The sequence below is a fragment of the Arsenicibacter sp. R0_47 genome (assembly GCF_057652235.1).
Map to the genome: position 1 here is coordinate 24,385 of NZ_JBYFCJ010000025.1, position 18,936 is coordinate 43,320.

Consider the following 18,936-nt stretch of genomic DNA (forward strand, 5'->3'; position numbering starts at 1 on the left):
AACGGTTCCATTTCATGGGAGCGTTCCCAGAAATTATTTTAATCACTTCATTTGCTTAAAGCGGGTTTTCCTGGTTATTTATAATTTCAATTCATCGATGCAATGAAGCGCCACCAGGTTACCATTATTGATATTGCCCGAAAACTCAACATTTCAAAGTCTACGGTTTCCCGCGCCTTAACCGGACACCCGAGTGTGCGGCCCGAAACCAGACAATCCGTTATGGACCTTGCAGAAAGCATGGATTACCAGCGGAACATGCTTGCCATCAATTTATCATCCAGTCAGAGTAAGACCATTGGCATTATCGTGCCTGAATTTGTCACATCCTTTTTTCCCATTGTTATCATGGGTGCCCAGGAGATAGCCGCCGAAGCAGGGTACTCTGTGCTGATCTGTCAGTCAAATGAAACCTACGAAACAGAAGTCGTCAATGCACGGGTCATGCTGGCCAACCGTGTTGACGGTGTACTGATTTCAATGACACGGGAAACGAAAAATTTTGCTCACTTTGAGATTTTCAAGCGGAAAGGTATACCCATGGTTTTCTTCAACCGTGTCTGTCATGAAATAGAAGCTCCTAAAGTCGTTGTTGATGACTATGAAGGAGCATTCAAAGCTACCGAACATCTGATTTTTTCCGGTAAAGAGCGCATCGCGCATCTGGCAGGTCCTCCCTCGCTTTACATCAGCAGAAAACGACTGGAAGGCTACAAGGATGCCCTGCGAAAACACAAGCGGCCGATCATTGACGAACTGATTATCAGTTATGACCTTAATCTGGAGAATGTAAAGATCTACATTAAATACCTGCTTGACCTTCCGCAACCGCCTGATGCGTTATTTGCCGTAAACGACCCTACTGCAATCGAAGCCCTGAAGGTAATCCGCGAGCATGGCCTGAAGATTCCCGAACAGATTGCCGTTGTCGGATTCAGCAACGATTACGGTTCAGCGCTGATTGAACCCGGTCTTACTACCGTTGCTCAGCCAACACGGGACATTGGACGGGTTTCCGCGCAGCTTCTGCTCGATCAGATCAATACGGATTCGTCCTTCTGGAAGCCAATTACCCGTGTCCTTAAAACCGAACTAATCATCCGTGGATCAAGCCAGCGGGGCTGATATGACGATGCCCAAAAGTGCGTTATCCGGTACTGACTGCCGGCAGTCAGTACTGCAAGCCTGACTAATCAGCTTCTTTGCGATAACCTCAGCAAGGTTATTGCCGGTTAATCACCACAGTGTTGCCGGTGGCCTGAACTGTTTCCCGACAAATCAGGCCGCCTTCCTTTCCGGCCAATTTCGTTACATCATAAGGTTTTTCTGTAAACCAGACAGTTAACACCATTCCGCACGTCGAACCGGTATTCCGGATTACTGAGATACTGTTCCAGACTGGCCTCAAATGTCTCGTACGGTGAAAGTCCTTTACGGAACATTGCCTCCCACCCTTTTCTTAACTCGTCCAGTGCGATAACCTCTTCAATAAACTGTACAGATTCTTTTGTAGCAGGCGATTTATAAACGGGCTTGTTTTCTTTCCAGTGAGCAAATTCACTTGCTAATTGCTGGCTGATGATTGCCTTATAGACAATGGCAGCCAAAGAACGGATCTGTGCCTTATGCTGCAACTGATCGTAATATTGCAGCACAAAATGGATATATTCTTCTTCCAGTTTACCCTGCTGATACCGTAGTTTAATGTCTGCCAGCGCTTTCAGCGACAAGCCAAGCGCCGTCAGGCGGTTGTGAATTGTTTCGGGTAATTCCGCACTGATCATGTTCACCATCGTAGGTCGCAGCAGCGTAAAGGTAACTCCCGTCACAGCCCTGCCCTCCTTTGTCGGCAAATAGTCAAATGCCATATCAGTCGTCCTTAATTCTTCCTGCGCAACATCCAGTACGAACCGCTTAAAATCCGAGAAATTAGCATATTTGCCCACCAGATTAAACATCTGCTTCATTTCCGGTATGCCCGACTGGATAACATCACGCTTATAGGCCGACAGTTTCAGCAGCCAGTATATTCTGAAGGAATAAAAGCTGCGGAAACTCATCAGGGTCAGTTCCTGTGCCGTAGTGAAGCCTCCGCTCAGTTCTAATAGATAGGGCTTCACAAAATTATTGAACTGCGCCATTACGTAGCCCGACTTTTCCTTATAGCGACAGGTCGCCATCAGCGGGTTACTGATAATCTCGCGGTTTCCCTTATCGTCCCTCGATTCAACCGTAACTGTGCGGCCGGCCAGCCGTACAACAGCCTTTTTGATTTGTGAATACGTTTTGCCGCCTACTTTGGAAGGCGTTTTATCGGTACCATCTTCGTTATTTTTTTTATCGTCCTGATAAAACAGTTCGCTTACCGGAATTTTACAGATCGAAAATTCCTTATCACCCCGGTTGATGCGGGCAAGCAAGGCAATAAACAACCGCATTTCCAGCAGTGACATATCGTACTGAGCGCGGATAAGATCATTATGTTGTGTTAAAGGGCGGTCCTGCCGTTGATCAGCGCTGAACAAATCAATTTGTGTTCCCGTTACTGACTCAGCGTTTATGCCTTCCTCTTTACGTTTAGCCATTACTCACCCTCCTGAAATTTAAACAAACATACTTAATCGCACACATATCTTCTAATCTTCTGCGGGTTCTCCCGCCATACTTTGCTGTAACCAGTATTGCCCCGGCGCTGCCTGTAGTCTTATTTGTGTTACTAAAAGTTTTATGCCGCAGCCCATACTGCGAGAAAAAGCCCGTCTGTTTTCGTTCTGGCCAATATAACCGGTTGCTGATCCTTTTTTATAGAACTCTACTTTCCCAAAACAACCTGTTTACAATACGCTTTTCCCGTTATTCTGCCCTCAATTAGTACATTATTCAAACATCCTGCTGTACAATATTACTCAATATCTGACAAACCGGCCTCCGGTGACGCCTGCATTTACTTACTGTATTTACTATGACGGTACTTTTCTCGTAGCTGACGGTACTTTCCTCATAGTAACGGTACTTTCCTCGTAGCGACGGTACTTTTCTCGCAGTTGACGGTACTTTCCTCGCAATTGACGGTACTTTCCTCGTAGTGACGGTACTTTCCTCGCAGTGACGGTACTTTCCTCGTAATTGACGGTACTTTCCTCGTAGTGACGGTACTTTTCTCGCACTGACGGTACTTTTCTCGTAGCTGACGGTACTTTTCTCGTAGTGACGGTACTTTTCTCGCAGTTGGACGGTACTTTTCTCGCAGTTAACGGTACTTTTCTCGTAGTTAGACGGTACTTTTCTCGCAGTTAGACGGTACTTTTCTCGCAGTTAACGGTACTTTTCTCGTAATTGAGTGCTTTTTGTAATTGAAAATCAATAGGTTACAGCGCCCTAATAGTTAATAAGTTAAAAGGTTAAAACCAACCAATTAGGAAAATGGAATTTTTAAGATTTATTTTTTTTAATGGGTTTAATAAAGTGTAGCCTATTCCTTAACCAAACGGTTCTCCCGCGACGGTACTTTTCTCGTAGTTAGATTTTTTCTGCCAGCCGGTTAATCAAACAGCCTAGTATCGATGGAATCTGTAGTACAGAAAGCCGCTATTCAGCATCAGTTGATTATTGATTAAGTGGTTGTACAAAAATAAATACACATTATATATATTTGTACACAATGTAATACATCATCCAAATGCCTGTTACTAATACACAAGTCGTCAATTTTCTCAGGAATAAGGAAGGACTTACCTTATCCAAGGTCGAAAAGGAAGCTGGTATTCCAAGAGGAATGCTTTCTAAAGCTGTTTCCGGTGAACGGGAATTAAATCAGGACCATCTGGCCAAACTCTATCCCGTGTTGGTGGGCTATGGCTGGAAAGAATTTTATAAAACAAAGGCTAAAGTAATTGCCGTGGTGAATCACAAGGGAGGTGTCGGAAAAACAACAACGACATTGAACCTGGGCAGGGCCTTGGTTTTACTCGGGCATAAGGTGCTGGTTATTGACATGGATTCTCAGGGCAACCTATCGCAGGCCCTTGGTGTTGATAATCCGCAAAAGCAGGTTATGCATGCCTTAATTGATGATGAGCCTCTCCCTGTCTACCCTATTGCTGAAAATTTTGATCTTTCGCCGAGTGACCTTACCCTGGCCAGCCGCGAGATAGAAATGATCAGAATGGTGTTAAGTGAATTACAGCTGCAGCGCGCGCTGCAGCCAAAACTGAGTGATTACGATTATATTTTAATAGATTGCCCGCCTGCCTTAAATGTGTTCACGACAAGTGCCCTGATTGCTGCCAATGCCTGCATGATTACGCTGCAGCCGGAAATCTCGGCACTTAAAGGCGTCAGCGGCTTGTTTGAGCATATTTTTCAAATCCAGCGCCGGCTGAACAGTGGTTTGTATATCGAAGGTGTGCTTATTACAATGGTCGATCACCGGTTTAACATCCACCGTGATATTATTGACCAGGTACGCAATCAGCTTTCTGCCTTCAGAATTTTTGATACCCAGATCCGCCTGAATGTTGCGCTTAAGGAATCACAGATTTCTCAGATTGATATTTTCCAGTATGAGCCGACGTCGAATGGTGCCAAAGACTACATGAACCTGGCGAAAGAGATAACCCGTTAACCTACCCTGACCCATGGCTAAGAAGTACCAGACCTCACTGGGAGAGCAGAATATATTTCAACGCTCAGCTTTCCTGCAGCATGAAGAAGTAAAACGCCGGATAACCGTCCTCCCTGAGCTTGAAGCGTTGATCCCTCCGCTGAATGATGATGAAAAGGCTCAGCTTGAAGCAAATATTATAAAAGAAGGATGCCGGGAAGCACTCCTGATCTGGCCGACTACCGAAATGGTAGCCATTCCGGGTTCTCTGTCGCAAACGCCTGTGTATATTTTAGTGGATGGGCATAACCGGTACCGGATATGCCGCCACAACAACCTTGACTTCCCGGTTCATTTTGTCCGGTACGAGAGTCTGGACGAAGTCAGAGCCTTCATGATTGATAATCAGCTAGGCAGACGCAACCTGAGCCCTGAGCAGACATCTTATCTGCGGGGTATTAAATACCTGAACGTACGGCAGGCAAAAGGAAAATATGAGCGGTTAGATCATAAAGATCAAAATGATCCTTATGATCTATCTGAGGTATCATCCCATAAAGATCAAAATGATCCTTATGGTCAGTCGGTACAAAAAAGGAGTACGGCGGAGCAGCTGGCAGCAGAATTTAATGTCGGGCAAGCTACGATCAAACGAGACGCTGAGTATGCGCAAGGCCTTGACATGCTCAATCCGTCGCTGAAAAGCGCCGTTTTGTCGGGGAAAAGTAAGGTGAGTAAACAGATTATTCAGCAACTGGCAAAAAGCAGCGGCCTTACGGAGAAGCTGGATTCGGTGGAAGCCATCAACAGTTTTTTAAACATAAGTCCGGTAACGGAATCCGCAAACGTTCCGTCAGTACCTAAAACCCGCAGTGATGCCCATATCATGAAGGACTTTACAAGGTTACTAAAGGAGGTAAAATCAAGTTCCGGAAGAGAAGCGTTGTGTAAAAAAATGATTGAACTGGTCACGCAGCTTACCGATGCAGAACGGTAACACCGATCCGGAAACAGCGTGAACCTGACGAAACAGGTAAACCGGATTGTTCAGCAGGGAAGGGGTGCTCCTGTCCCGGATCCGGTTCAACTGCCATGCTGCCGGTAGGCGCTACAGCAACCAATGGCCGTATTACCTATACAGTAAGAGGCCATTCTGTAAATATCCGTATCTGACGGCACCTGTTTAGGCATAAACCATAGTAAATTTGGTTCCGGCCTTGCAAATTCTACACACAGGAGTTGAGCGTTTCCATGATCAGAAGTTGCAGGGTAGCCCGGGCCCGGGGGCTTTTTCCGGCGGAGGGCAAATTCACATTTACGCAGTTGAACAATGAACGGTTATCAGCAGCACCCTGATTCAAACCATAAACTAACGCAGCGACTCGATATTGACTTTGCCCTTCAGGCAGCCGGGCTGGGCGTTTGGGAACTTGACCCCGTTACAAAACAAGTAAACTGGGATGACCGTTGCCGTGAGCTCTTTGGTCTGGCAAAGCACAACCGCCTGGCGTATGATCAGGCCATTCAATTTATTCATAAAGACGATGTAGAGCGGGTAAATCTGGCGGTTCAGCAGGCATTGAACCCGCAATCCAGGGGATTCCTTGATGAGACCTACCGGACAATCGGCGCTGATGACAGCAAGTTACGGTGGGTGCGTTTTTATGGCCGGAGTTATTTTTCGGAGTCTGGTGAACTGTACCGGTTTGCCGGAGTTGCTCAGGAGGTAACGCAGTGGGTGCAGACAAAGCAGCGGGAAAAGGCAACGCGCCGGTATGCTGAGCGGCAACAACGGATTCACGAAGCGATTACCGCCAGTACGCCCGATCTGATGTATGTGTTTGACCTGAATTACCGCTTTATTTATGCTAATCAGGCATTACTCGATGTGTGGGGTAGTACTTGGGAGAAGTCGATCGGGAAGAATTTGCTGGAGAACGGCTATGAACCGTGGCATGCCCGGATGCATGAACAGGAAATCGATCAGGTAGTGGCCACGCGGCAACTGATTAGGGGTGAGGTGTCGTTTCCGCATGCACAGCTCGGAAAACGGATATACGATTATGTGTTTGCTCCGGTGCTGAACGAAAACGGGGAAGTAGAAGCCGTGGCAGGTACTACCCGTGACATCACCGAAATCAGGCGGGCAGAAGAAACCCTGCGCGAGTCTGAAAACAATTACCGGACCCTGTTTGAATCCATGCAGGAAGGCTATGCCGTTTGCGAAGCGATCCGTGACGCGTCAGGAAACATGATTAATTACCGGTTCCTGCAGGTCAATGCATCCTTTGGCAAGCTGACCGGTCTGACACCCGAGCAGGCGCTGGGTAAAACCGTACTGGAAATCCTGCCGGATTTAGATCCGAAGTGGTTTTCCGTTTATCAGCAGGTTATCGACACGCGTCAGCCGATACAGACTGAAGACTATATTGGCGGATTGAACGAATGGTATGAGCTGACTGCTTTCTGGTTTGCGGATAATCAGTTTGCCGTACTGTTTGATCAGATAACAGAGCGAAAACGGGCAGAAGCCGCCTTGCAGGAAAGTGAAGAACGGTTCCGGTCGTTCGTTACGGCAAGTTCAGATGTAGTGTATTCTGTCGGGGCAGACTGGAAAGAAATAAAACAGCTGACCGGCAAACCGTTTATGCAGGATCTGCAGAAAGCCGGCCATGACTGGATACTGAGTAATGTGCATCCCGAAGACCAGCAGGCGGTAAAAGCTGCTATTGACCAGGCTGTGGCTACCAGAGAGGTTTTTGAACTGGAACACCGGGTCATGCAGGACGATGGCCGGATTAGCTGGATCTTTTCACGGGCAGTGCCTATTCTGGATAAGCAGGGCGTAATTCTGGAATGGTTTGGTACGGCCAGTGATGTGACCGAACGCAAACGGGCAGAGGAAGCCCTGCGGCAGAGCGAAGAACGGTACCGGCATCTTTCTGCCGAATTAGAAGAACGGGTAAAATCGCGCACACTGGCCTTAAGCCAGGCCAATGCTGATCTGAAGCGTTCAAACGAAAACCTGCAGCAGTTTGCTTACGTGGCGAGCCACGATTTACAGGAGCCGCTGCGCAAAATTCAATCCTTTAGCAGTCTACTGAGCCAGCAATACGGGGAGAGTCTGCCTGAGGACGCTAACGATCATCTGCAGCGTATCGGAGCCGCCGGTGCTCGGATGTCGGCCTTAATCAAAGATTTGCTGGCCTATTCCCGTATTTCGACCCTCAAACAGGTATTCGGTCCTGTGTCATTGGAAACCATTGTGGATGGTGTTTTTTCTACGCTGGATTGGGAGATCAGCAGGTCAGGTGCTGAAATCCATACCGATGCCCTGCCGGTTGTCAGAGGTGATGCGTCGCAGTTAGGACAGCTGTTTCAGAATCTGATTTCGAATGCTATTAAGTTTGTGATCCCGGGCAAGTCGCCTCAGATCACCATTCGCACTTCAGTATGTACGGCGGATGATATACCGCCGGGAATACTGCAGGGCGCCGGCGGAACGCCCTGTCACCGGATTGATGTAGCCGATAAAGGGATCGGCTTCGACGAAAAATATGCTGACCGCATCTTTCAGGTATTCCAGCGGCTTCACGGCAAGAATGAATATGCCGGTACGGGCGTAGGATTAGCCATTTGTCAGCGGGTTATTGATAATCACGGGGGAGCTATTACAGTCAGCAGTAAACCCGGTTACGGTACTACCTTTCACGTCTATTTACCCGCCGGATAATCGCCACCTTAAGAAATCTTAATGGTAAACTAAGGTCGGCTTCACAATAAGAGGCCAATTTGCTGCCAAAACGGCAAATTACCGTATGGCAAATCAGCAGATAACACCCTTGACTTTCATGCAGGACAACCGGCACGTGCAGGAGTACGCACCGGATTATACGGCTTACAACAGCGCATATGAATCGAAAACTTTACATTCTTTTAACCGTCATGCTGATTACCGGTAATCTTAAACAGGCAGAAGCGCAGGTAACGGTTTCAGGAAAGGTGATTGGGTTCGTTTATAACAGGATCGGAGACTATGACGGGCTACGGGTGCAAACGGAACAGGGGACGGCAACCCTGGGATTTCCCCCGCACACGGCAGCCCGTGTGCGGGAACTGGCTGCTGCCGGTCAACGGATCACGGCCAGGACAGAGTCAGGCCCTCATCCCCCCGGCCCGCCTGCACCGATGCCGGGAGGGGAAGGACCGGAAACAGCCGGAACATTCCGGTTGAAAAGCCTTCGCAATGATGCATCCGGTAAGCAGCTATCCCTCCGTGACATACCGCCGCCTTTGCCGAAAGCCGGGCAGCTTATTCAGTCTGAAGGTGAGCTGGTATCGAAAATCGTTGACGGGCAGGGACAGTTAGCAGCATTGCTGACTAAAAAATACCTGATCGAACTAAAACCCCATCAGGCGCAGCAAATCAGTTCTATGTTGCCGGGTGTTCAGCGAATCGGGTTTACAGGTTTTGAACGATCGGCGGAGGGGTTTGTTAACCGGACCGGCCGGCCGGTCATTCACCCCACAACATTAACCATCCATGGCCAAACGTTTGCACTCTGATGAAAATCCTCCTGATAGATGATGAAGAAAAACTGGTAGTACATCTGCAGAAAGGGCTGCGGCAGGCCGGTTATGCCGTTGATACCGCCCTTTCAGCGGCCACCGGTCTGGAAAAGGCCGCTGTCGGCGACTATGAGCTTATTCTGCTTGATCTGATGCTGCCCGGAACAACCGGATTTGATGTATTACGTACGCTCAGAGCGTTTGGGCTTAATGCTCCGGTTATGATTCTGAGTGCGCTCAACCAGTCGAAACACGTGGTTGAAGGGCTGGACTTAGGCGCGGTAGACTACCTTCGGAAACCGTTTGAACTGGAAGAACTGCTTGCCCGGATCCGTACCGTTCAGCGGAATCAGGCTGGAAGTAAGCTTGCCGTCTGGCGGGTTGGTGATCTGGTGATGGACCTCGCTACCCGAAACGTATCACGGGCAGGTCAGACAATCGCGCTGACGCCCCGCGAGTATCAGCTGCTGGAACAGCTCATGCGGCAATCGGGTCGTGTATTGTCAAAAGCGCAGCTTACCGAAAAGGTCTGGGAAACCGATTTTGACCGCGGGAGCAATGTGGTTGAAGTACACATTCACCAGCTTCGCAAGAAGATTGACCGTGGGTTCGGCATGCCGTTGCTCGAAACCGTAGTGGGTGTGGGCTACCGGCTAAAAGGCGCTCTCGAAATAAATTAATACGCCTATGGCAGGTATATGGCCGGTTCGCAGTATCCGGTTTAAGATTGGTCTTGTGTTCGCAGGAACCTTCTTTCTGGGGTTCTCCCTCGCAGCCGCCTATGTGTATGTTCAGGTAAAGGACGTACTGATCAGGCAGGAAAACCGTATACTCACAGAACGGGCAATCAGATTATCTGAACGAACATCGCTCTATCCGCTGGTAATTCCCTTACCCGATCAAGGTGAAGTCATCGCCCTATGGTATACGGCCGGTCGGTTCAGGAAAAAAATCTATCAGTCGCCGAATTTTCCGGATGATTACCCAATCAGGAGCGATTCTGTAGTTACACAGTCCGATACCTTTCAGCTGGTTCGGTATGAGCGTATTCCGGAAAACGGATACGGCCGGCTCACGACCGTTCTGGGGCACAGCAACCGGCCTTTGGTCCGGCAACTGCAGTCAATCGGGTGGCTGTTGACGGGAATTTTATTGCTCAGTGTGTTATTCTCCGGACTCGGTGCCTGGGTGTTCAGTGGCTTATTACTGCGGCCGCTGAAGGCAATCATTGATTCTGCCCGCTCGGTCAATCTGGCCGAGGAGGTAACGCCCATACCAACCCCGGACTCCGACGATGAGTTGCAGGAACTGGCCAGGACGATAAACGATATGCTGGCCCGTATCCGCAGTGCCGCCGATACACAACATAATTTCTTTGCTGCCGCCTCTCATGAACTGCGCACCCCCCTGAGTATACTGCGCACGGAAATTGAAGTTGCGCAGCGGGAAGTAACAAATGAGCGTGAGCGTAGATTCCTGACCAGTCAACTAACTGAGCTTCGCCGGTTAAGCCGCCTGGTCGACGATCTGCTGGCCATGAGCCAGCTCCACGCCGGAACGCTTCAGTTACGGAAGGAAGCAATTGAACTGGATGACCTTACCTTGCGGCTGGCAGAACGGTATCATGGTTCCATAAATCAGAAGCAGCTTTTTCTGGCCATTGCGCTCGACGATGATGCCGCTTCGCTAACGGTCTGGGCCGATCTGGATAAATTAACCAACGTCCTGCTGAATCTGCTGGACAACGCTGTAAAATATGCCAGAACCAGTTCTGAGCTTGAGTTACGGATTATGGCGGGAAACGGTTCAATAACCTGGAGATTAGTGAATCATACCGATATACCGGTACCTGATCCGGCGCGGTTAACCGGCAGTTTTTACCAGGCAGACAGCCGGCATGACGGATATGGACTGGGCTTGTGGATCAGTCATCAGGTAGTCAGGCTGATGGGAGGGGAGTTTACCGTTTCGGCTGTCAGCGGATCCTTTCAGGCAGAGATTAGTTTTCCGGCTCATATAACGGAATGAGCCGGAAAAGATCCACATAACTAATTACCCGCGCGCTTCAGCCATGATCAACTCACCGGATGCCGTAAATCTGAGGGTATACAACTGCTGACCGACAGCCAGATCAATTTTGTATTCACTGCCGGACTGGTGCGGTGGCGTGTGAACTTCCGCTGCCAGAAATGTATAGCTGCTGAACGAAGCCCGCAGCCAGGCAGTAACAGCTGCCGGAAGCTGATCGCCATTCAGAATAATCAGCGGGGCAGCAGGTCCAGCTGTAAATGATGCCGGCGGAGTTGGGCCTCCCGGTTTCGGCCCCTGACCGGCGATCAGGGTAGACGATACCGGCACGCCCGTCGGCTTTCCGGGGGCAACGAGTGACCCTGTGGTATCAAAATGGAGTACAACCGGTCTGGAGCTGCCGAATAACTTCACGTCATACGTAGTTGTGCCGTCATGCACATGCTCCTCGGCCCAACCATACGTGTAGGTTGAATAAGTGCTGCTCAGTGCATTTTTTATTGCTTCAGACAGGTTATCGCGTGAAACATAGCGTACTGTGTGTGTAGTTGCCGGATTGCCCGGAGCAGTATGCGCATCCCGGAACACCCCGCTGCCATCAAAATGGACATCGACACGCTGGTTGTTAGTCAGTATCTGTACCCGGTATTCCTGTGCCGCCCCGTTAATCTGCATTGCTTCAGCAACCAGCAGTTGATAACCAGCGTATGTCTGCCCCAGATAACTACGCACAGCGGACGGCAGCTGATCGCTTGTGAGTGACACAACGATTTCTCCCCGTGGACCGGCCGGCCTGGTCGTAGGTGCTCCGTTTACATCAAAATAATAAGCTACCGGCCGGTCATTCACCTGTACAGTTACTTTTGTACCCGTAAAGGTTGTGGTCCCCGGCTGATATTTTTTTTCAACCTTAATCAGGGTATAGCCGGCAGCAGACTGATCGAGCCAGGATTTAATGGCTGAAGGCAGGATTGAAGCCGGTAGTGCAGCTGAACCCGCAGCAACCCGTGCACTGAACAGGGAACTGGTTTCAGTGTCACTGTACTGATCGGGCAACATTGCGGATTTGTTGCAGCCTGCGGTAAGAAGCGTTGCCAGAATGGCAACTGTCAGGATGGATCGTTTCATTTCATTGGCGTTTTTTTGTTTTACCAAAGTTGCCCGGCCGGATTAAAGATTCGCTTAAGATGAAATTAATTCTGTGTCGCTGCGGATGATGACAAAAAAAAACTCTGATTCATTGCCATTACCGGCATGAATCAGAGGTATACCGGTAAGCAGGACCGGTTTAACAAAGCGGTTACCGCATCAGGAATGATTTACCGTTTGCTGAAATAAGCGACGCCTCAACAACCGTCAGTTTCCGGAGCCGTATTTGGCCCTCGCCCAACGGCTTAACAAACCCGTCCACGGACACCTCATTGGCTTTCGGGACAATATCTCTGATTTGTGAGCCGATATGAGGCGGCACATGTACTATTGTCTGATCGCTGAGCTGGAGACCGTTTATCTGGCCCTGCTTATCGAACTGATAGTCGAGTACTTTTCCTTTAACGGTAATAGCTTGTGGGGTTGCCGGTGTCAGGGGCAAAGACGGGGGCGTATCTGCCACGGTGGTTCCACCGGATGTCAGATTATAAAGCCTGAAAACCGATACGCCTTCAGGTGTGACCTCCTTCAGACCGATGATGGTCACGTTACTGCCTGTTTTCCCGGCCGACTGAATTGCCTTGCCTAAATGCGCCGGAAACTGAACGGTCGTTGTAGCCGATCCTGTGTTCAGGGTAAAGCCGTTCAGAATGGCTTCGTCATTCGTAGTGAACTCCCCGATTGTTCCGTTGAGGGTGGTCAGCGCGACCAGGCCCTCTGCCGGACGAGGACGATTTTCAGTCGCGGGTCTTCCGGGCTTACCGGGGCCGTGCGGTACCGGTGGCTGAGCCTGAACGGCGCTGATGCCTGCTACTATACCTGCCAGCAACATGGCTGAATACTGAAGTTTGCGTGTCATAGCTGTACTGTTTTTGATTACAGCACAAACCTACCGCCAGCACTTAAAGACGGGCTTTCGTAAAGATTAATTCTTCTTAAGGACTTGCTTAAGCCGTGATGGCCGGACACGGCAGCTGCATTTATGGTAATTAGTCACGGTATGTTATTGTTTATCAGGTATATACAAAATGTCTATGCTTTTGTCTACACCCATTTTATGGCATTTTTCACGCTTATGCTAATCTTTGAGTTGAGCTGCCAACCGGCAGTGCCGGTCATGGTCACACCCTACTACTGTCTGGTAACGGGCTTTGTCCGCCGCTAATGTTACGAAACCTGAATAATCTGAACGGAATACGAACTATGTGCTACGCTTACAAAAAATACTGTCCACTCCTATGTAGCCTCCTGCTGGGTTTATTGATTTGCTCCGGCGCAATGGCAAATACCATCCGCTATGTTAAGGCTACAGGTACCGGTTCAGGGACTAGCTGGGCTAATGCCAGCAAAGACCTCCAGGCGATGATTAATGCCAGCTCACCGGGAGATGAAGTCTGGGTAGCTGCCGGAACCTATAAACCTTCAGCAAATAGCCTCATTGCAAGCTTCAATTTGAAAGAGGGGGTGATTATTCTGGGGGGCTTTCCCAATATAAATACACCTCTTTTAAAAGACCGCGATTACACGACCAATATTACCATTCTTTCCGGCGACCTGAACGGTGATGACGGCCCGGACTTTACCAATATAAGTGACAACTCCTATCACGTCGTTCAAAGTGCGAACAATCTGACAAACGCTGCGCGACTGGATGGCTTTGTAATCCGCGGTGGTAATGCCAATATCCCGACAGATAAGGAAAATCCTGATCCTGATGTCGATGGTGGAGGCCTGTACAACATAGGGGGAAGTCCTACGATTGCAAACTGTAGTTTTCAGGGTAATAAAGCAAGTTATGGCGGGGCTATCGGTAATCGGTATGGCGGCACACCTGTAGTACTAAACTGTAGCTTTCAGGGTAATCAGGCAGGATATGGCGGGGCCATAGGCATGCGCGACAATAGCAACTGCATAGTGATCAACAGTAATTTTCAGGGAAACAATGCTAGTATATGGGGAGGTGCCATTTACCTGAATGGCAACATCTATTCAGCCACTAACTGTAGCTTCATAGGCAATGAAGCCTCCTCCGGGGGAGCTATTTATCATAATACAAATAGTAATCCTATATGTGCACAAATAACCAACTGTAGCTTCCTGAACAATAAAGTCAGCAATGTTGGTCTGGACAACGGCAGTGCAATCTATAACTATAGTGCCAATCCGTCACTGATCAACTGTATTTTCTTTGGCAATGGTGGAAACACCACAATAAAAAACTTCCAGAATTCCACTGTTACGGCCCGCTATACCCTGTTCGAAGTTGGTGAACAGGACTTTATTGCTGACGCCACCAACTTTACAACCGCCACCACACCGTTTACAAGTACTTCGTCGGTTGCGTTGGCGCCCTGTTCTCCTGCCATTAATGCAGGCAGTCCAGCCAGCCAGACGGCTGTGTCTGGACCCTACTCGGAAACTGCCGTGCCGGCTACTGATCTGGCCGGTCAACCCCGTATTGCCAACGGACGTATCGATCTCGGCGCTGTTGAGTATCAAAGCACGGCTAACATTCCGCTCGGTATTGTGAAACAACCGGTTGCCGGATCGATTGTCTGTGCGGGCAGTACCGTGGTGATGAGTGTCAGCGTAACGGGGTCAGCGTCCGCCTATCAGTGGTACAATAGCGGTACGGCTCTGTCGGGCATTGCCTCGGCGACGACCGCCAGTCTGACCCTTTCCGCAGTGCAGGTGAGCCAGGCAGGGATTTATTCGGCAGTGGTTACCGGTAATTGCCCCGCTGTAACGTCAACAGCCTTTAGCCTGACCGTAAACCCGCTGCCATCCGTGACCGTAACCGCCGCACCTTCGGCCACCCTTACCTGCACAAACACGAGCCTGACGCTGACGGCCCAGACATCGGCAACTGCTGTTATCTGGAACAGGGGGGGGAGTACAGCCCTCACGCTGCCCGTAAATCAAACCGGCACCTATTCGGTCACCGCCACAGGAGCTAATGGCTGCACGGCCGTGAGCAACAGCATGTCCGTCAGTCAGGATAATACCAGCCCTTCAGTCAGCGTGACGGCCCTGCACAATACACTTTCCTGTCTACAGCCGCAACTGTCGCTGACGGCTACTTCATCCGTGACGGCCCTGCACTGGTCAACCGGCGAAAGTACCACAACCATTAGCGTCACGAACACCGGAACCTATTCGGTCACCGCCAGAGGGCCAAATGGCTGCACGGCTGTCAGTAACGGCCTGACCATTAATGAGAATTTCAGCCTGCCTCCCTTCACCGTTTCTTCGGCAACGGTCTGTCCGGGTGTGGTGGTGAGCCTGTCGGCCAGCGGTTGTACCGGTCAGGTGCGCTGGTCTACAAACGCAACCGGAGCCGTTCTTACCTTGACGGCTGTCAGTAACACCAGTCTGCTGACAGCCACCTGTACCACCGGTGTCTGCTCCACCACTGCCGCCGGAGCACTTACCGTCAGCGGCATCCAGCCCCTGCCTGCCAGCATCATCAGCTTCGCGGCTGACGAATCCGCCTGTCCGGTACGGCTCACGGGCCGTGGCGTAGCCAGCACCTTTACCATGACCGGCGCCCAGGGCTATGTATTCAGCACTATTTTCCGCGAGGGCGGTATGCATGATGCGGTTGGGCTCAACGTGACAAGGTCCGGTGTATATACCCTGACGACCACCTACACGACCAGTTGCGGCACGAGCGTGCCGGTCAGCCAGTCGGTAACCGTTGGACGCAGTTGTCCCTGATTGACGCAGCAGCGCTGTTTGTACAGCATTCGTGGAAACGGAACCTGGCCCTCGTAAATTCGGGTATCAGGCCGGATACCCGTCACGTATCAGCCTCAAATGCCGACCGTCTGGTGTGTAAATCAGAACGCTTACAGGGTTTTGATACAAACTAGACGGCCGGCCTGTAATGCACAGCGTCAGGGTAGCCTAGAACTGGAAATAAATAAATGAACCGCTGCTTTTCTGCGTCAGAATAACCAGAATCAGCATAACTGCCCATCCCAGACTCATGACCCACCATGGCAGACGCTTTGACAGCTCCGACAATGAGCTGTTTCGAAGCAGCCAGTGGCAGCCAATGAGCACTACGGTTACGGTCAGTACGGTAACGATAGCAGTAGTGGTCAGCATCGTACCGCCGTTCGGAATCACGCCGAACATCGACAGCAGCAGCAGCATGGCACCGTTAAACGTGGGTGCCCGGAAAAATACCCAGGTTATATTAACAAAAAAGAGTGTCAGCATAGCGAGCATAAACTGACCGAATGCACTGCCTGAGGTGACCGGCGGAGCCAGTGATGCCTGATTGATGACAATACCCTCTGCCAGTTGAGTGGCTGCGGCCGTACGGCGCCTGCCAGCCGTTTGCCGGATGATCCGCTCCACACACAGAAACAAACCATGTAAGGCGCCCCAGACAACAAATGTCCAAGAGGCTCCGTGCCAGAGTCCGCCCAGGAGCATGGTAATCATCAGGTTGATATACGTGCGGAAGGCGCCATGCCGGTTGCCGCCCAGGGGAATATAGAGGTAATCGCGCAGCCAGGTAGAGAGCGTGATGTGCCAGCGACGCCAGAAATCCTGGAAGCCGATGGAAGCATACGGATACCAGAAATTGTCGGGTAAGACGAACCCCAGGCACAGGGATACACCGATAGCGCAGGTTGAATACCCCGCAAAATCGCAGAAAATCTGTGATGAGAACGCCAGCACACCGGTCCATGCATCCAGCATCTGCACCGGAAATGGCAGTGAAAAGATCAGATCAGCCGTATCGGCCAGGAGGCCGTCAGCAACCGTTACTTTCATGAACAAACCCAGTGAGAGCAGAAAAAGTCCCCAGCTCATCTGTTGAGCCGTGGCCCGGCGCGGACTGTGAAACTGCGGCATCAGGTCTTCCGGCCGTACAATCGGACCGGCCACCAGATGCGGGAAGAACGTCACAAACAGCGCAAAATTGAGGAACGACGGCTCTGGCTCAAACTTACGCCGGTAAACATCCAGCGTGTAGGAAAGCGTTACAAAGGTATAGAACGAGATCCCGACGGGCAGAATAATATCCGGTTTTGCCGCCTGAAATGAAATCCCCAGTGCAGACAACAGAGCCGTAAAGTTTTCGAGCAGGAACCCGCCGTACTTGAAATAGCTCAGCATACCCAGATTCAGTACCAGGCTAACTGTGAGCAGCAGTTTCCGGCGAAGTTGCCGCTGTTCAACGGCAATCAGGCGGGCCATGTAATAATCGACCACCGTTGAGAGCCATAACAGCAGAATAAACGGTGGATTCCAGAGTGCATAGAACAAATAACTACCCAGTAACAGGTTAACCTTTTTGGTCTTCCAGGAAAACGGCAGGTTGTGCAGCAGCAGTATTACGGCAAAAAAGACGATGAATGTAAACGAGTTAAATACCATAGCAGGAGTAGATTATAGTCGGAAAGTCGACGGGTTCGGACGGTTATCAGATAACTTCGGGCCGATCGGCCAGCCTGTTTTTTCGGCGATTACCGGTATCAGCGCTTCAGTAAACAGAATAGCATCCTGCGGAGTCAGGTGTGACCATTCCGGACAAACGAACTGGTTCAGAGAGGTATAGTCCTCAAAATAAATGCCCTGGGTCTGCGTATGGGCCAGTAGCCGGTCCCAGTATTTCGCACGGGGATACATTTTCTTTTCGACTTCCCGCATAATACCGGTCGATGGTGTCCGGACGAACAGTACCTGTCCGCCCCGCGCCCGGATCTGGTCAATTGACTGTTTGGTGGCATCCAGTATTGCCGTCAGGGCCGGCCCATCAACGGGGTTCGGCGGGCTGTGGGCGCCAACATCCAGCCAGACCGCTTTTACTTTGTTCTGTAGCGCGGTATCTCCCACAAAGGCCGGTGTCATTGCTGACTGCCGGTCCCGGTTGACAACATAGAATTCACGCGGGAACTGTGGTCCGCCCCAGGCACCTGGTCGGGCCGGCAGCGGCAGCAGATTCAGGAGCGGGTTTAGTGCCAGGTTCCGGTCGTCAAGAAAGAGCAGCGACGACTCCATGGCCCGGTTCATGTAGAAACCGGCCTGCTGTGAGAGCGACCAGTTTGGGTAAGCCGTTACCCGCTTGATTGCCTCTTTTTCCGGAAACGATCCGTCAGGAGTGAAGAACAGCATCTCCGTAACATCAATAATCAGGGTACCGGCAAACGCCGGATCATTACCGAGATCCGTCAGCATGGGCCTCGGCGATGTTCCGTCCATCGACAGCTGAACCGGCTTTTCGCCGGTAGTGTGCGCCCAGGTACTTAAATCAAGGTCAAATTTGATCCGGGATGATCCGATTACTACCGGTTTCGCGGGCGTGCTGCCATAGATTTCCCGCCGTTTGCTGGCCCACATACTTTCGTCATCGTTGTACGAGAGCGGCAGTCCCTGGCCCCGCCAGTACATCTCCCAGCCGATAACGAAAGCAAGGACAAGTCCGACGGTTAGCCAGGCTGTCTTTACGTAGTTAGTTGCATTCATACATTTTTGAGGGATAGTTTGGTTTTACATGGATTTTACTACCCCACAAAAAAAGCCTGTTAGCCCCTCCGGCTGTTAGCTCATTTTGGACATTCTTTTGCTCA

General features: G+C 50.4%; 13 protein-coding genes. 8 read left to right on the forward strand and 5 right to left on the reverse strand.

Annotation, left to right across the window (positions count from 1 at the left end):
* The first annotated feature begins 102 nt into the window (after positions 1-102).
* The gene (locus tag AC23NW_RS27820; protein WP_293835692.1) at positions 103-1,125 is read left to right on the forward strand and encodes a LacI family DNA-binding transcriptional regulator; all 1,023 of its coding nucleotides are present in this window, start codon (positions 103-105) and stop codon (positions 1,123-1,125) included.
* A gap of 188 nt (positions 1,126-1,313) precedes the next feature.
* Here AC23NW_RS27820 and AC23NW_RS27825 read toward each other — a convergent pair whose 3' ends face one another.
* Entirely contained in the window at positions 1,314-2,585 is a 1,272-nt protein-coding gene (locus AC23NW_RS27825) for a replication initiation protein (protein ID WP_487453658.1), read from the reverse strand.
* A gap of 1,094 nt (positions 2,586-3,679) precedes the next feature.
* Between AC23NW_RS27825 and AC23NW_RS27830 the strand changes: the two genes are divergently transcribed.
* The 6 genes from AC23NW_RS27830 to AC23NW_RS27855 all read left to right on the forward strand — a co-directional run bounded on the left by AC23NW_RS27830 (position 3,680) and on the right by AC23NW_RS27855 (position 11,200).
* Entirely contained in the window at positions 3,680-4,624 is a 945-nt protein-coding gene (locus AC23NW_RS27830) for an AAA family ATPase (RefSeq protein ID WP_487453660.1), read from the forward strand.
* A 13-nt stretch (positions 4,625-4,637) separates the two neighbouring features.
* A complete protein-coding gene (locus AC23NW_RS27835) occupies positions 4,638-5,600 on the forward strand; it encodes a ParB N-terminal domain-containing protein (RefSeq protein ID WP_487453661.1) in 963 nt (320 codons plus the stop codon).
* A 333-nt stretch (positions 5,601-5,933) separates the two neighbouring features.
* Positions 5,934-8,336, forward strand: a complete 2,403-nt coding sequence (locus tag AC23NW_RS27840) for a PAS domain-containing sensor histidine kinase (RefSeq protein ID WP_487453662.1) — start codon at positions 5,934-5,936, stop codon at positions 8,334-8,336.
* A 179-nt stretch (positions 8,337-8,515) separates the two neighbouring features.
* Positions 8,516-9,169, forward strand: coding sequence for a hypothetical protein (locus AC23NW_RS27845; RefSeq protein ID WP_487453663.1), 654 nt, complete (start codon positions 8,516-8,518; stop codon positions 9,167-9,169).
* Positions 9,169-9,852, forward strand: coding sequence for a response regulator transcription factor (locus AC23NW_RS27850; RefSeq protein WP_487453664.1), 684 nt, complete (start codon positions 9,169-9,171; stop codon positions 9,850-9,852). The genes AC23NW_RS27845 and AC23NW_RS27850 overlap by 1 nt, the downstream gene beginning before the upstream one ends.
* A 7-nt stretch (positions 9,853-9,859) precedes the next feature.
* Positions 9,860-11,200 carry a HAMP domain-containing sensor histidine kinase gene (locus AC23NW_RS27855; RefSeq protein WP_487453666.1) on the forward strand — a complete coding sequence of 447 codons (1,341 nt, stop codon included), beginning with the start codon at positions 9,860-9,862 and terminating at the stop codon, positions 11,198-11,200.
* Positions 11,201-11,224: 24 nt separating this feature from the next.
* Here the strand turns inward: AC23NW_RS27855 and AC23NW_RS27860 are convergent, their stop codons facing one another.
* Positions 11,225-12,328 carry a PepSY-like domain-containing protein gene (locus AC23NW_RS27860; RefSeq protein ID WP_487453667.1) on the reverse strand — a complete coding sequence of 368 codons (1,104 nt, stop codon included), beginning with the start codon at positions 12,326-12,328 and terminating at the stop codon, positions 11,225-11,227.
* Between the two features lie 172 nt (positions 12,329-12,500).
* A complete protein-coding gene (locus tag AC23NW_RS27865; protein ID WP_487453669.1) occupies positions 12,501-13,208 on the reverse strand; it encodes a hypothetical protein in 708 nt (235 codons plus the stop codon).
* Between the two features lie 419 nt (positions 13,209-13,627).
* On the opposite strand from AC23NW_RS27865, the gene AC23NW_RS27870 reads away from it, so the two are divergent.
* Positions 13,628-16,066, forward strand: a complete 2,439-nt coding sequence (locus tag AC23NW_RS27870; protein WP_487453670.1) for a choice-of-anchor Q domain-containing protein — start codon at positions 13,628-13,630, stop codon at positions 16,064-16,066.
* A 189-nt stretch (positions 16,067-16,255) separates the two neighbouring features.
* Here AC23NW_RS27870 and AC23NW_RS27875 read toward each other — a convergent pair whose 3' ends face one another.
* Positions 16,256-17,743 carry an MBOAT family O-acyltransferase gene (locus AC23NW_RS27875; RefSeq protein ID WP_487453672.1) on the reverse strand — a complete coding sequence of 496 codons (1,488 nt, stop codon included), beginning with the start codon at positions 17,741-17,743 and terminating at the stop codon, positions 16,256-16,258.
* A gap of 12 nt (positions 17,744-17,755) precedes the next feature.
* The gene (locus AC23NW_RS27880; protein WP_487453673.1) at positions 17,756-18,832 is read right to left on the reverse strand and encodes a hypothetical protein; all 1,077 of its coding nucleotides are present in this window, start codon (positions 18,830-18,832) and stop codon (positions 17,756-17,758) included.
* Positions 18,833-18,936 lie beyond the last annotated feature (104 nt).